Raw genomic sequence first — 14,266 nt, 5'->3', positions numbered from 1 at the left:
CCGGGCCGGGCCCTCTCCTATCCGTTTCCGCGCACGAAACGCGCCGCTTCCTCGGCCGCGCGGCGCAGGGCGCGGCTCTTGTTCACCGTCTCCATGAACTCGGCCTCGGGGTCACTGTCATAGACCACGCCGCCGCCGGCCTGGATGTAAAGCGTGCCGTCCTTGATCACCCCGGTGCGCAGGGCGATGCACATGTCCATCTCGCCATTGGCGGCGAAATAGCCGACGCCGCCGGCATAGACGCCGCGCTTTTCCGGCTCCAGCTCGTCGATGATCTCCATCGCCCGGACCTTGGGCGCGCCCGAGACCGTGCCCGCCGGCATCCCCGCCAGCAGCGCCGACAGCGCGTCCTCGCCTTCGTTGAGCTCGCCCACCACGTTCGAGACGATATGCATGACGTGGGAATACCGCTCGACGATGAACTGCTCGGTGGGGGTGACCGTGCCGATGCGCGCCACCCGGCCCACGTCGTTGCGGCCGAGGTCCAGCAGCATCAGGTGTTCGGCCAGTTCCTTCTGGTCGGCCAGGAGGTCGGCCTCCAGCGCGCGGTCCTCCTCGGGCGTGGCGCCGCGCGGGCGGGTGCCGGCGATGGGGCGGATCGTCACCTCGCCTTCGCGCAGCCGCACCAGGATCTCGGGCGAGGCGCCGACGATCTGGAAGCCGCCGAAATTCAGGAAGAACATGAAGGGCGATGGGTTGGTGCGCCGCAGCGCGCGGTAAAGCGCAAAGGGCGGCAGCGGGAAATCCATCGCCCAGCGTTGCGAGGGCACCACCTGGAAGATGTCGCCGGCGCGGATGTACTCCTTGGCCTTCTCGACCGCCGCCAGATAGGCTTCCTTGCTGAAATTGCTGCGCAATTCGCCGATTTTCAGATCGTGGCCCAGGGCGCGCGGCTCGCTGGGCTGGCGGTCCAGCGCGCGCAGCGCCTCCATCACCCGCTCGGCAGCCTGGGCATAGGCGGCGCGGGCGGGGGTTTCCCCATCGTGCCAGGCCGGGGCGCAGAGCAGGACTTCGCCCTTGACCCCGTCCAGAACCGCGACGACCGAGGGGCGCATCATCATCGCATCCGGCAGGCCCAGCGGATCGGGGTTCACGTCGGGCAGGCGCTCGACCAGGCGGATCATGTCATAGCCCAGATAGCCGAAAAGCCCCGCCGCACCCGCCGGCACGCCGTCCGGCATGTCGATGCGGCTTTCCGCGATCAGGGCACGCAGGCTGTCCAGCGCCGGGCGGTCGTCACCCGCGAACTCGTCCGAATAGCGGGCGTTGCGGTTGATGCGGGCCTTGCCGTCCCGGCATTCCCAGATCAGGTCGGGCTTCATGCCGACGAAGGAATAGCGGCCGCGCAGCTCGCCGCCGGTGACGCTTTCCAGCATGAAGGAATTGGGCGCGGCCTCGGCCAGCTTCAGCATCAGGCTGACCGGCGTGTCCAGGTCGGCTGCCAGCCGGATGGTCAGAAGCTGGTTGCGCCCCTCGGCCCAGCCCCGCTCGAATGACGCGAAATCCGGGGTGATCTCCATCATTGGACCTGCGCGTTCACCGCATCCACCGCGGTCTGGTTCAGCGTCATGCCGGCCTGGGACTGCAGCGCGCGGGTGTAATAGTCGAAGACGTCCTGGCGCAGCGAATCCGCCAGCCGGGCCGAGATGCCCTCGCGGATCTGCGCGGCCTCGTCGCCCCTGGTCTCGGCCGGGTGGATCTTGTCCAGCGTGACCAGGAACACCCGGTTCTCGGCATCGACCACCTCGGTCGCGCCTTCCTCGGCGATCTCGAAGGCCTGGGTCACCACGTCCTGCGGCACGCCGTTAATGAAACCGCCGCGGGCAAGGCCGGTCGCCGGCGTGCCGGGATCGGGGGCGGGCTTCTGGTCAGCCGTGGCGGGGGCGTCGGTCCCCGGCGCGGTCGCGGCGGCGCCGAGGGCCTGGGCGACCGGCGCGGTCGCCGCCGCCGGGGCCGGCTCGATGCCGGTCTCGGCGGCCGCCTCGGCCTCGACGCGGCGCTCCTCGGCCAGGGCGAGCAGCAGGCGATGCGTCTCGTTGCGCGCCCAATCCTCGGCCACGCGCTCGCGCACCTCCTCGAAGGGGATCAGCGCCGGCGGCTCGATCTTGTCCAGCCGCAGGGCGAAGACGCCGCCGTCCCCGGTCTCGAACAGTTCGGGGAAATCCTTCTCGGTCAGCTGCGCCGCGCGCTGGCGGAACTCGGGATAGGCGTCGATGCCATTCGGATCGGCCTCGGCGCCGGGACTCCAATCGATGCGGCCGAGCTTCATCGGCGTGTCCTCGACCATGTCCTCCAGCGCCGCGCCCCCGGCCAGCAGGTCGGCGAACTCGTCCGAACGCTCCTCGATCTGGCGCCGCGCGCGGTCCACCGCGGCCTCGAGCCGCAGGTCGTCGCGCGCCTCCTCGAAGGGAATGTCCAGCGGTTCCAGGATCGCATTCATCGAAAACAGCGCCGGCCCCAGGTCGGAACCGGCCGGGCCGGCGACGCCGGGCTCCTCCAGCGCAAACACCGCCTCGCCCGCAGCACCCAGCTCGGCCTGGCTCACCTCGCCCAAGTCGATGTCGGCCAGCGTCAGCCCGCGCTCGGCGGCCAGCTGCTCGAAGGTGATCTCGCCGCGCTCGATGCGGGCCTTGGCCTCCTCGGCGGCGGCCATGGTGGGGAAGACCAGCCGCTCGACCATGCGGCGCTCGGGCTGCTGGAACTCCTCGATCCGGTCCTGGTAAAGCTCGCGCAGCGCCGCCTCGTCGACCTCGACCTCGCCCTCCAGCATCTCGGGGGTCAGCCAGACATAGGTGATCTGGCGGATCTCGGGCGCGGTGAAGCGGTCGGCATTGGCCTTGTGCCAGGCTTGCAGCGTCGCCTCGTCGGGGGTGGAAACCGGCGCGGGCAGATCCTCGGCGGTCAGTTCGCGCCAATGGATGTCGCGCGTCTCCAGCAGCCAGCCCTGGGTCTGCGCCACCACCGGCTCGGGCGCGCTGACACCGGCCAGCGCCGCGTCCTGCAGGATCAGCCGGGCCATGTCCATGCGCAGGTCATGTTCGAACTCGGCCTCGCGCATGCCCTCGCGGCGCAGCGCGTCGGCATAGATGGCGCGGTCGAACTGGCCGTTCAGGCCGCGGAAGGCGGCGATGCCGGTGATCTGCTCGGCCACCGCCTGGTCGCCGACCGAGACGCCCAGCCGGTTCGCCTCGGCCTCCAGCGCCGCGGCGGTGTAAAGCCGCACCAGCGCCGCCTGGTCCACGCCGATGGCCTTGGCCTCGGCGGCACTGATCTGCCGGCCGGTGCGGGCAGAGAAATCCTGCATCTCGGCGCGCAGGGTGCGGGCATAGTCCTGGGCCGAGATCTCGACATCGCCCACCGCGCCGATATCGGCCGTGCCGCCCGAGAAATTGGTGACGCCGAAGCCGCCCAGCCCCAGGACCAGCATGCCCATCAGCAACCAGACGATCGTCGATTTGCCCTTGCCTCGCATCTTGTCGCCGTGCCCCGCCGTTGTTCTTGCCAGTCAGCGCAAGTCTTTAGGGTGCCAAGGGCCCGGCGGCAAGAGCCGCGACGCCGCGCCGCCTTGCCCGCCGGTCACAATCCGGTCGGCCGGTCAGGGCCGGAACGCCTCGAGCCGCTGCATCAGCGCCGCGATGCCGTCCCGGTCGGCATTGGCAAAGGCGATGCGGACATGGCGCGCGCCCTGCACGTCGCCCTCGGGCATGAACATGGTGCCGGGCAGCAGCAGCACCCCCGCCTCGCGCAGCAGGCGCTGCGCAAGGTCCGGCGCAGGCATGTCGAACGGATGTTCGGCCCAGGTGAAATAGGCGCCGCAGCCCTTGACGCGCCAGCCGGGAAGCTGCGCCATGCCCTCGGCCATGGCGGCCCGGCGGGCAAGGATCTCGGCCCGCTCGCCCGCCAGCCAATCGCGCAGGTTCGCCATGCCCCAGGCCGCGCCGATCTGGCCGATCTGGCCGGCACAGATCGCGACGGTGTCGAGGAATTTCTCGATCTCGGCCATGCGGGCGGGGCTGGCGATGACCGCGCCAACGCGATGCCCGGTCAGCCGGTAGGCTTTCGAGAAGCTGTAGAGATGGATCAGCACCTCGCCCCAGTCGGGATCGGCGAACAGGTCGTGCGGCGCGCCCTCGCGGGCGTCGAAGTCGCGATAGGTCTCGTCCAGAACCAGCGCCAGGCTGCGCGACCGCGCCAGCTCGGCAAAGGCGCGCAGGGTCTCGGCCGGGTATTCCGCCCCCGAGGGGTTGTTGGGGCTGACCAGCACGATGGCCCGGCTGCGCTCGGTGACCAGCCTGGCCGCCTCGGCCGCGTCCGGCACCATCTCCGCGCCGCAGCGCACGGGGACAGTGCGGATGCCCTGCATGTCGAGCCACATCTTGTGGTTGAAATACCAGGGCGCAGGCAGGATCACCTCATCCCCCGGCCCGGCGAGGCTCTGGATCGCGGCGCAGAAAGCCTGGTTGCAGCCTTGGGTGATCGCCACCTCTTCGGGGCGGATGGTGCCGGCATAGGCGCGCGACCAGTCGCGGGCCACCGCTTCGCGCAACTCGGGACGGCCCAGCACCGGGCCATAGAGATGCGCATCGGCCCGCTCCAGCGCCGCCTCGGCCATGGCACGGCGCAGGGGCTCGGGCGGCGGCTCGACCGGCGCGGCCTGGCTGAGATTGATCAACGGCCGCTCGGGCGGAAAGGTCAGGCCGGCAAGCCAGCGCCGCGCCTCCATGACGGGCGGGCGAAAGGTCGCGGCAAGGGCGGGGTTCAGCGGCAGCATGGGACGGGCCTCAGTCGGTCAGGCGCAAGGCGCCGAAATCGGGCGGGGTGGACAGGTCGGGTCCGGCGCCGGGTGCGGACCGGGCCGGGCCCTCCTCCTGGCCGGACCCGGAGGCTTCCGGCGATCGCGACGACGCCCGCGGGTCCGGCACCGCGGCACCGGACATCGCCGCCCCGGTTCCGGGCGCCGCTTCGGGACCGGCCGATGCCTCGGGCCCTGGGGCGACGGCCGGCGACGGATGCGCGCTTCCGGCCGGCTGCGTCCCGGCGGAAACGGCAGGGGCCTCGGGCGCCGCTTGGCGCCGCGCCTCTGGCGCTGGCTCGGGCGGCGGGGCGGCGGGCAGCGGTGGGGGCGCAGTTGCGGCCGGTTCCGACCCTGCGGAAACGGCGGGCGCGGCGGGGGCCTCTGCGGCCGGTTGGGACAGCGCGTCGGCGGATGCCGCGTCCGGCCCGGGCGCGGGGGCCGGCATGGTACGTTCAGGGGCGCGGTCCAGCGCCGGCACCACCACCTGGCCGGGCGGCGGCACGGGGACCGGCGCCTCGGCTGCCGGATCGGGCAGGTCGACCGGATCGGCCTCGGGCAAGGCGATCTCGGGCGCGACGGGGCTTTCGGCGGGTGCAAGCGGGCGCAGCCCGGCCGGATCGGCGGGCGCCGGCGCAGGCTCGTCGGCCGGGCGCGGCGCCAGCGGGGCCGCGGCGGGGCGCGGCACCCCGGCGGCAAGCGGCGCGGGGGCCTGCGGCTGCATGTCGCTGGCGTTCGAGAACCCGGAACCCGCCGGGACGGACAGCGTCTCGGCCGCCGGGCCCTGGCCGGCGGCGGGTGCCTCGGGGCGCGGCGGCTGCGGCAACGCCAGCGACAGCCCGACCAGCGCCGCGCCGCAGACCAGCGCGCCATGAACCAGACCCGTCGCGAACCCTCTTGCCATGTCCTTGCCCAGCCCCTGCCCCACATGCCGCGCCGCATGCGCCCCAGCGCGGTTTTTCTTGCCCTGCGCTCTTGACCCGCGGCAAGGCTTTAGCCCATCTATAGCCGCAGAATTTCCGGGGTTCACCCCCCAATGCAAGGCGCCCCAGCCGGAAGGCCCAGACCATGATCCTGCTCATCGACAATTACGACAGCTTCACCTGGAACCTCGTGCATTACATGGGCGAGGCCGGGGCCGAGGTCGTCGTGCGCCGCAACGACGCCCTGTCCGTCGACGAGGCGCTGGGGATGGGCGCGCAGGGCATCGTGATCTCGCCCGGCCCCTGCGATCCGGCCCATGCCGGGATCATCGTGCCGCTGATCCGCGCGGCGGCGGAAAAGGGCGTGCCGCTGTTCGGGGTCTGCCTGGGCCACCAGGCCATCGGCGAGGCCTTCGGCGGCAAGGTGGTGCGCGCCAGCCGCATCGTGCATGGCAAGACCGACGCCATCACCCATGACGGAACCGGCGTGTTCGCCGGCCTGCCCTCGCCGCTGACCGCGACGCGCTACCATTCGCTGACCGTGGAACCGGAAAGCCTGCCCGATTGCCTGCGCGTCACCGCCACCGCCGCCGACGGCACCATCATGGGGCTGATGCACCGGACCCTGCCGGTCGAGGGCGTGCAGTTCCATCCCGAAAGCATCGCCTCGGAATATGGCCACGACATGATCCGCAACTTCCTGCGCCGCTGCTCGAACCTGGACCGCGCCGCATGAGCGCGCCGACCGACATCCGCCCGCTGATCGGCCTGGCCGCCAGCCGGCCGCTGACCGGGACCGAGGCCGAGGCAGCCTTTTCCGCCCTGTTCGAGGGCGCCGCCACCCCCGCCCAGATCGGCGGCCTGCTGATGGCCATGCGCGTGCGCGGCGAGACGGTCGAGGAAATGGCTGCCGCCACCCGCGCCATGCGCGCGCGGATGAACCGCATCAAGGCCCCCGAGGGCGCCATGGACATCGTCGGCACCGGCGGCGACGGCAAGGGCACGCTGAACATCTCGACCGCCACCGCCTTCGTGGTCGCGGGCGCCGGCGTGCCGGTCGCCAAGCATGGCAACCGCAACCTGTCCTCGAAATCCGGCTCGGCCGATGCCATCACCCATCTGGGGCTGAACGTGATGGGCACCCCCGAGATCGCCGAGGCCGCGCTGGCCGCGACCGGCATCTGCTTCATGATGGCGCCGGTGCATCACCCCGCCATGCGCCATGTCGGTCCGGCGCGGGCTGAACTGGGCACCCGCACCATCTTCAACCTGCTGGGGCCGATGACCAATCCCGGCTCGGTCAAGCGGCAGCTGACGGGCACCTTCGACAAGGTCTGGAACCGGCCGATGGCCGAGACGCTGCGCGAACTGGGCTCGGAATGCGCCTGGCTGGTGCATGGCGGCGACGGCACCGACGAGATCTCGATCGCCGAGCCGACCTGGGTGGCGCAGCTCAAGGACGGCGAGATCACCGAGTTCCAGGTCTCGCCCGAGGATGCCGGCCTGCCGGTGCATCCGTTCGAGGCGATCCTGGGCGGCGATCCGGCGCAGAACGCCGCGGCGCTGCGGGCGCTGCTGGACGGCGCGCCGGGCGCCTATCGCGATGCCGTGCTGCTGAATGCCGCCGCCGCGCTGTTGATCGCCGGCAAGGCCGCATCGCTGCGCGAAGGAGCCGAGATCGCCCGCGATTCCATCGACAGCGGCAAGGCCAGGGCCAAGCTGGCCGCGCTGGCCGCCCAGGTCGGCGCGCCGGCCGAGCCCCATGGCTGAGCCCATCCCCGTTCCCGGCGCCTGGGCCGGCCTGCCGTTCTTTCGCCAGGACTGGCCGGCCATCGCGGCCCGGTTGCGGGACCGCGACTGGCTGCCCGGCCCCGCCCGCGTCTTCGCCGCGCTGGAGCTGACGCCGCCGGAGCAGGTCCGGGTGGTGATCCTGGGGCAAGACCCCTATCCCACGCCGGGCCATGCCAACGGGCTGGCCTTTTCGGTCACGCCGGAAACCGCGCTGCCGCGCTCGCTGCGAAACATCTATGCCGAGATGCGCGAGGATATCGGCGCCGCCCCCCCGAACGGCGACCTGAGCCATTGGGCGCGGCAGGGGGTGCTGCTTCTGAACACCGCGCTGTCCGTGCTGCCCGGCCAAGCCGGCGTCCATGCGAAATGGGGCTGGGAGAAGCTGGCGCGGCAGGCCGTCGCCCGCGCGCAGGCCGAGCGCCCGCTGGCCTTCATCCTCTGGGGCGGCCACGCGCAAAAGGCGCTGACCGGGCTGCCGCGTCCGCAGGATCTGGTGATCGAAAGCGCCCATCCCTCACCGCTATCGGCGCGGCGCGGCTTCTTCGGCTCGCGCCCCTTCGGCCGGGTCAACGACTGGCTGCGGTCGCGGGGCGAGCCGGTGATCGACTGGGCCCTTTCCGAAACCGCCGCCGCGGGGTAAACCGACGTCATGGATATTCTCGACCGCATCAAGGCCTACAAGCTGGAAGAAATCGCCGCCGCCAAGGCCGCCCGGCCGCTGTCGGGCATCGAGGCCGCGGCCCGCGAAGCCTCGCCCCCCCGCGGCTTTGCCCGCGCGCTGGCCGCGAAGGCCGCGACCGGCCATGCGCTGATCGCCGAGATCAAGAAGGCCAGCCCCTCCAAGGGGTTGATCCGCCCGGATTTCGACCCGCCGGCGCTGGCCCGCGCCTATGAGGCCGGGGGGGCGGCCTGCCTTTCGGTGCTGACCGACGCCCCCAGCTTTCAGGGCGCGCCCGAATTCCTGACCACCGCGCGCGATGCCTGCGGCCTGCCGGCGCTGCGCAAGGACTTCCTCTACGACACCTATCAGGTGGCCGAGGCCCGCGCCTGGGGTGCCGATTGCATCCTGATCATCATGGCCTCGGTCGACGACACCTTGGCCGCCGAGCTTGAGGATGCGGCCTTCCACTGGGGCATGGACGCGCTGGTCGAGGTGCATGACCGCGCCGAACTCGACCGCGCGCTACGCCTGAAGTCGCCGCTGATCGGGGTGAACAACCGCAACCTGAAGACCTTCGAGGTCAGCCTGGAGGTGACGCTGGACCTGGCGCCGCATGTGCCTGCGGATCGCGACCTGGTCTGCGAAAGCGGGCTGTTCACGCCTGCCGACCTGAACCGCATGGCCGGGGCCGGGGTCAGGCGCTTCCTGATCGGCGAAAGCCTGATGCGCCAGCCGGACGTGACCGGCGCCACCCGCCAGATCCTGGGTCTTGCCGCATGAGCTTGACGCATTTCGACGCCCAGGGCCAGGCGCATATGGTCGATGTCTCGGACAAGCCCGAGACCGCGCGCGAGGCGGTGGCCGAGGGCATGGTGATCATGGCCCCCGAAACGCTGGTGCTGGCGCAGGGCGGCGCGGCCAAGGGCGACGTGATGGGCGTGGCGCGGCTGGCCGGCATCATGGGCGCCAAGCGCACCGCCGAGCTGATCCCGCTGTGCCACCCGCTGCCGATCACCAAGGTCTCGGTCGATCTGGCGGCCGACCCCGCCCTGCCCGGCATCCGCGTCACCGCCACCGTTCGCACCGCCGGCAAGACCGGGGTCGAGATGGAGGCGCTGACCGCCGTCTCGACCGCCTGCCTGACCGTCTATGACATGCTCAAGGCCGCGCAGAAGGACATGCGGATCGAAGGCATCCGCCTGCTGTCCAAGACCGGCGGCAAATCCGGCCCGTTCCGCGCCGCACCCTGAAGGGGGAACCCATGATCAGCGTCGAAGAAGCCCGCGCCCGCGTCCTGGCCCTTGCACCCGCCCCCGAGCCAGAGCAGGTGGCGCTGGCCGAGGCGCTTGGCCGCGCGCTGCTGGCGCCCGCCGTGGCCCGGCTGACGCAGCCGCCCTTCGACGCCTCGGCCATGGACGGCTATGCGCTGCGCTCGGCCGACCTGCCCGGCCCCTTGCCGGTAATCGGCACCGCCGCCGCCGGCCAGCCCTATGCCGGCGAAACGCACCCCGGCAGCGCCATCCGCATCTTCACCGGCGCGCCGGTTCCCGCAGGCTACGACCGCGTGGTCATGCAGGAGCTGGTGGTGCGCGAAGGCGACCACATCACGGTGGCCGAGCCCGGCCACGGTCGTAATATCCGCGCCAAGGGCAATGATTTCGCACAAGGCTCCGAGTTTCTGCCGCGGCGCCCCTTGCGCCCCGCCGATCTGGCACTCATCGCGGCAATGAACGTGCCGCAGGTGACGGTCGCGCGCCGCCCGCGCGTCGCCGTCCTGGCCGGCGGCGACGAACTGGTTCCCCCCGGCTCCGAGCCTGCGCCGGGCCAGATCATCAGCTCGAACGACCTCGCCATCGCGGCATTGGCGCGCGAAGCCGGGGCCGATCCCGTCATCCTGCCGCTCGCCCGCGACACCGAACAAAGCCTGCGCGACCGCTTTGCCCAGGCCCAAGGGTGCGACCTGATCGTAACCATCGGCGGCGCCTCGGTGGGCGATCACGACCTGATCGGCAAGGTGGCGGCCGATCTCGGCATGGAGCGGGCCTTCTACAAGCTGGCCATGCGGCCGGGCAAGCCGCTGATGGCCGGGCGGATCGGCCTCGCCGCCATGCTGGGCCTGCCCGGAAACCCCGTTTCTGCCGTGGTTTGCGCGAAACTCTTCATGCAGCCGCTGATCCGGGCCATGCAGGGCCTGCCGGCGGGGCCCGAGCCCTTGCAGGCGACGCTCGCCCGCGACCTGCCGCCCGAGGGCGACCGGCAGCACTATCTGCGCGCCCGCCTCGCCCCCGGCGAGACACTGCCCCGGATCGAGCCCTTCGGCGACCAGGATTCCGCCCGGCTCTGGCTTCTGGCCGAGGCCGACGCGCTGCTGATCCGTCCCGCACACGACCCGGCACACCGGGCCGGCGAGCGCATGGGCTACCTGCCGCTCTAGCCCGGTTAACCGGAAATTTACCCGAATCGCCATAACGATTGACGCATGGGACGGGGCGCGCTAGAACATTCGATGAACATGATGGCGGCCGCAGCAGATCGGGGGCAGAGCATGCTGACGAAGAAACAGATCCAGCTTCTTGAATTCATTCAGGCGCGGATGGCTCGCGACGGGGTGCCGCCGTCCTTCGACGAAATGAAGCTCGCGCTGGACCTGCGCTCGAAATCGGGAATACATCGCCTCGTGACCGCCCTTGAAGAACGCGGGTTCATCCGCCGCCTGCCGCATCGCGCCCGCGCGCTGGAAATCGTCCGCCTGCCCGACAGCCTCAGCAAGGGTCCGGGCTTCCAGCCCCGCGTGATCGAAGGGGTGGTTCCCGACCGTCCCGCTCCCCTGCCGCGCGGCGCCATGGACGTCTCCGTCTCGGTCATCGAATTGCCGGTGATGGGCCGCATCGCCGCCGGCGTCCCGATCGAGGCGATCTCGGAAATCTCACATCACATCGCCGTGCCCGGCTCGATGCTCTCGGGCCAGGATCGTCATTACGCGCTTGAGGTGCGCGGCGATTCGATGATCGAGGCCGGGATCAACGACGGCGACGTGGTGGTGATCCGCGAACAGGACGCGGCCGAAAACGGCGATATCGTGGTGGCGCTGATCGAGGGTTTCGAAGCCACGCTGAAACGTTATCGCCGCAAGGGGGGCATGATCGCGCTGGAAGCCGCAAACCCGGCTTACGAAACCCGCATGCTGCCCGAGGACAAGGTCCGGATCCAGGGCCGGCTGGTGGGGCTGATCCGCAGCTATTAGGCGGCGACCACCGTTCACTTGCGCGGCACAGATCGCCGGGCGGCGTTGCGGGTCTCGGCCGGCTGGGATAACCATGGGCCAAAGGCGACAGGTCAAGGATAATCCATGCGCGCACTGACGTTCCGCATCTTCACTCTGGCCATGCTGCTTGCGCTGCCGGCGCAGGCCTTCGACACCACGGCCCGTGCGGCCTGGGTCTATGACGTGGCGACCGGCACCGTGCTGATGGAAAAGAACGCCGACGAGCCGTTGCCGCCGGCCTCCATGTCCAAGCTGATGACCCTGAACATGCTGTTCGAGGCACTGCACGACGGTCGGGTGGCGATGGACACGACCTTTCCCGTCTCGACCAAGGCCTGGCAGATGGGTGGGTCGAAGATGTTCGTCGAACCGGCAGATCGGCCGACGGTCGAGGATCTGATCCACGGCATCATCATCAATTCGGGCAATGATGCCTGCGTCGTCGTGGCCGAGGGGCTGGCCGGGACCGAAGAAGCCTTTGCCCGGCTGATGAACGAGCGCGCCCGGCAGCTGGGCATGACGAACTCGCATTTCGTCAACGCCTCGGGCTGGCCGGATCCCCAGCACCGGATGTCGATGCACGACCTGGGCCTGCTCGCCACCCGGCTGATCACCGAGTTCCCGGAACTCTACAAGAACTTCGCCCTTACCGAATACAACTACAAGGGGCGGGTGCCCTCGAATGCGGGCAACCGCAACCCCTTGCTGCGGCTTGGAACCGGCGACTGGAAGGCCGACGGGCTGAAGACCGGGCACACGCAGGAGGCGGGCTACGGGCTTGTCGGCTCGGCCGTACAGGGCGACCGGCGCATCGTCTTCGTCATCACCGGCCTGCCCAGTGAAAAGGCCCGCGCCGAGGAATCCGAGCAGATCGTGAACTGGGCCTATCGCCAGTTCACCATGCGCACCATCATCCCCAAGGACGAGATCGTGGTCCAGGCCCCGGTCTGGCTGGGCGACAAGAGCCGCGTCGGACTGACCACCAAGGACGGGGTCCGGGTGCTGATCCCCGCCGGCTCGCATGCGGGCGTCAAGGCCGAAGCTGTCTTCAACGGCCCCATCGAAGCCCCCATCGCCCAAGGCGACCGGCTGGGCGAACTGATCGTGGACATTCCCGGCGCCGGACAATCGCGCCTGCCGCTGTTCGCAGCCAGCAACGTCGCCCGGACCGGCGTGCTGGGCCGCATGCAAAGCGCAGCCTTCCGCCTGGGCGAAAGGGCCGTCCAGGCGATGCGCAACTGACGCCGCAGCCACCCATGTTCATCAGTTTCGAGGGCATCGACGGATCGGGAAAATCCACCCAGGCGCGGCGGCTGGCACAGGCGCTGAACGCGCGCGGCACCGAGACGCTGCTGACGCGCGAACCCGGCGGCAGCCTGGGCGCCGAGGAGATCCGCCGCCTGCTGGTCGAGGGCGCGGGCGAACGCTGGTCCCCCGAAACCGAGCTGCTGCTGTTCACCGCCGCCCGCCGCGACCATGTTGAGCGGCTGATCCGACCGGCGCTGGACCGCGGCGCCTGGATCGTGACCGACCGTTTCGCCGATTCCAGCCGAGTCTACCAGGGCCTCGCCCGCGCCGAGCTGCGCCAGCTGGTCGAAGAGTTGCACCGGCTGACCATCGGCATCGAGCCCGACCGCACCTTCATCATCGACATCGACCCGGCGGTGGCGCTGGCCCGCGGCCAGGCCCGCGGCGGGGCCGAGGACCGGTTCGAGACGCTGGGCCTGGGCTTCCAGCAGAAGCTGCGCGCGGGCTTCCTGGCGCTGGCTGCCGAGGCGCCCGAACGCATCCGGGTGATCGACGGCCGCGGCAGCGAGGACGAGGTCGCCGCCCGCGTACTGGCCGCCCTGACATGAGCCGGCCCGGCATCAGCGACGAGCCGCTGCCCGAACCCGACCGCGTGCCGGGCGCGCCCCATCCCCGCGAGGCGGCGCGCATCATCGGCCAGGACGCCGCGGTCGCGGATTTCCTGGCCGCCGCCCAGGCGCATCGGCTGCACCATGCCTGGCTGATCTCGGGGCCACGCGGCACCGGCAAGGCGACGCTGGCCTGGACCATCGCCAAATGGCTGCTGAGCGGTGCCGCGTCGCCCGACCTGACCACGCCGCAGGACGATCCCACCGTCCGCCGCATCCGCGCGCTGTCCGAGCCGCGGCTGCACCTGGTCCGGCGCCCGGTGGATGAAAAGACCCTGCGCCTGCGCGCCGAGATCACCGTGGACGAGGTCCGCCGCCTGCAGGGCTTCTTCCACATGAGCGCGGCCGAGGGCGGGCGGCGCATCGCCATCATCGACGCCGCGGACGAAATGAACCAGGCCGCCGCCAATGCGCTGCTGAAGCTGCTGGAAGAACCGCCGCAGGAAGCGACGCTGCTGCTGGTCGCGCATCAGCCGGCGCGGCTTTTGCCGACCATCCGCTCGCGCTGCCGCGAGTTGCGGCTGCAGCCGCTGAGCCCCGAGGACATGGGCCGGGTTCTGCACGACCTCGGCCTTGACCATGACGCGGCCCGGCTGGCGGCGCTGTCCGGCGGCTCGATCGGCGAGGCGCTGCGGCTGGCCGGGCAGGACGGGCTGGCGCTTTACCAGCGCATCGCCGGGCTGTTCGCCGATTATCCGCGCATGGACCGCCGCGCCGCCGCCGCCCTGGCCGAACTGGCGGCGGGACGCGCGGGGGCCGAGGGCGATCCCTTCGACCTGGTCGTAACTCTTCTCGACCGTTTTCTGACTCGCGCCGCGCGCACCGGCCTCTTGGGTGCCCCCCTGCCCGAGGCGGCCGAGGGCGAGGCCGAGGTGCTGAGCCGCATCGCCCCCGATCCGGCAGCGGCACGGCTTTGGG

At 71.0% G+C, this 14,266-nt stretch carries 14 protein-coding genes; 10 read left to right on the top strand and 4 right to left on the bottom strand.

The window, feature by feature from the left end:
• Positions 1-17: 17 nt before the first annotated feature.
• The 4 genes from trpE to ACDP63_RS08235 form a co-directional block, all read right to left on the bottom strand.
• Complete coding sequence (gene trpE, locus ACDP63_RS08250; protein ID WP_024844977.1) at positions 18-1,520, bottom strand: anthranilate synthase component I; 1,503 nt, start codon at positions 1,518-1,520, stop codon at positions 18-20.
• On the bottom strand, positions 1,520-3,472 hold the full coding sequence (locus ACDP63_RS08245) for a peptidylprolyl isomerase (RefSeq protein WP_024844976.1): 1,953 nt from the start codon (positions 3,470-3,472) through the stop codon (positions 1,520-1,522). The genes trpE and ACDP63_RS08245 overlap by 1 nt, the downstream gene beginning before the upstream one ends.
• A gap of 123 nt (positions 3,473-3,595) precedes the next feature.
• Entirely contained in the window at positions 3,596-4,771 is a 1,176-nt protein-coding gene (locus ACDP63_RS08240) for an aminotransferase (protein ID WP_024844975.1), read from the bottom strand.
• A 10-nt stretch (positions 4,772-4,781) separates the two neighbouring features.
• The gene (locus ACDP63_RS08235) at positions 4,782-5,696 is read right to left on the bottom strand and encodes a hypothetical protein (protein WP_024844974.1); all 915 of its coding nucleotides are present in this window, start codon (positions 5,694-5,696) and stop codon (positions 4,782-4,784) included.
• 164 nt (positions 5,697-5,860) lie between these two features.
• Here ACDP63_RS08235 and ACDP63_RS08230 point away from each other — a divergent pair, with 164 nt between their 5' ends.
• The 10 genes from ACDP63_RS08230 to ACDP63_RS08185 all read left to right on the top strand — a co-directional run.
• Positions 5,861-6,451 carry an anthranilate synthase component II gene (locus ACDP63_RS08230; protein ID WP_024844973.1) on the top strand — a complete coding sequence of 197 codons (591 nt, stop codon included), beginning with the start codon at positions 5,861-5,863 and terminating at the stop codon, positions 6,449-6,451.
• Positions 6,448-7,485, top strand: a complete 1,038-nt coding sequence (gene trpD, locus ACDP63_RS08225) for an anthranilate phosphoribosyltransferase (RefSeq protein WP_024844972.1) — start codon at positions 6,448-6,450, stop codon at positions 7,483-7,485. The genes ACDP63_RS08230 and trpD overlap by 4 nt, the downstream gene beginning before the upstream one ends.
• Entirely contained in the window at positions 7,478-8,146 is a 669-nt protein-coding gene (locus ACDP63_RS08220; RefSeq protein WP_024844971.1) for a uracil-DNA glycosylase, read from the top strand. Before trpD ends, ACDP63_RS08220 begins: the two co-directional genes overlap by 8 nt.
• A 9-nt stretch (positions 8,147-8,155) precedes the next feature.
• Positions 8,156-8,947 carry an indole-3-glycerol phosphate synthase TrpC gene (gene trpC, locus ACDP63_RS08215; RefSeq protein WP_024844970.1) on the top strand — a complete coding sequence of 264 codons (792 nt, stop codon included), beginning with the start codon at positions 8,156-8,158 and terminating at the stop codon, positions 8,945-8,947.
• Positions 8,944-9,417 carry a cyclic pyranopterin monophosphate synthase MoaC gene (gene moaC / locus ACDP63_RS08210; RefSeq protein WP_024844969.1) on the top strand — a complete coding sequence of 158 codons (474 nt, stop codon included), beginning with the start codon at positions 8,944-8,946 and terminating at the stop codon, positions 9,415-9,417. Before trpC ends, moaC begins: the two co-directional genes overlap by 4 nt.
• 11 nt (positions 9,418-9,428) lie before the next feature.
• Positions 9,429-10,601 carry a gephyrin-like molybdotransferase Glp gene (gene glp / locus ACDP63_RS08205; protein ID WP_024844968.1) on the top strand — a complete coding sequence of 391 codons (1,173 nt, stop codon included), beginning with the start codon at positions 9,429-9,431 and terminating at the stop codon, positions 10,599-10,601.
• A 111-nt stretch (positions 10,602-10,712) separates the two neighbouring features.
• Positions 10,713-11,411 (top strand): transcriptional repressor LexA, encoded by a 699-nt coding sequence (lexA, locus tag ACDP63_RS08200; protein WP_409927895.1) that lies wholly within the window; start codon positions 10,713-10,715, stop codon positions 11,409-11,411.
• A gap of 105 nt (positions 11,412-11,516) precedes the next feature.
• On the top strand, positions 11,517-12,674 hold the full coding sequence (locus ACDP63_RS08195) for a D-alanyl-D-alanine carboxypeptidase family protein (protein ID WP_024844966.1): 1,158 nt from the start codon (positions 11,517-11,519) through the stop codon (positions 12,672-12,674).
• Between the two features lie 14 nt (positions 12,675-12,688).
• On the top strand, positions 12,689-13,288 hold the full coding sequence (gene tmk, locus ACDP63_RS08190; RefSeq protein ID WP_024844965.1) for a dTMP kinase: 600 nt from the start codon (positions 12,689-12,691) through the stop codon (positions 13,286-13,288).
• On the top strand, positions 13,285-14,266 hold a 982-nt coding region (locus ACDP63_RS08185; protein WP_409927894.1), incomplete at its 3' end, for a DNA polymerase III subunit delta'. The genes tmk and ACDP63_RS08185, both read left to right, overlap by 4 nt.

The organism is Paracoccus sp. P2, assembly GCF_046335115.1.
Classification (GTDB): domain Bacteria; phylum Pseudomonadota; class Alphaproteobacteria; order Rhodobacterales; family Rhodobacteraceae; genus Paracoccus; species Paracoccus pantotrophus.
The sequence above is the reverse complement of the archived record's forward strand: the minus strand, read 5'-3'. Positions and strand labels throughout refer to the sequence as shown.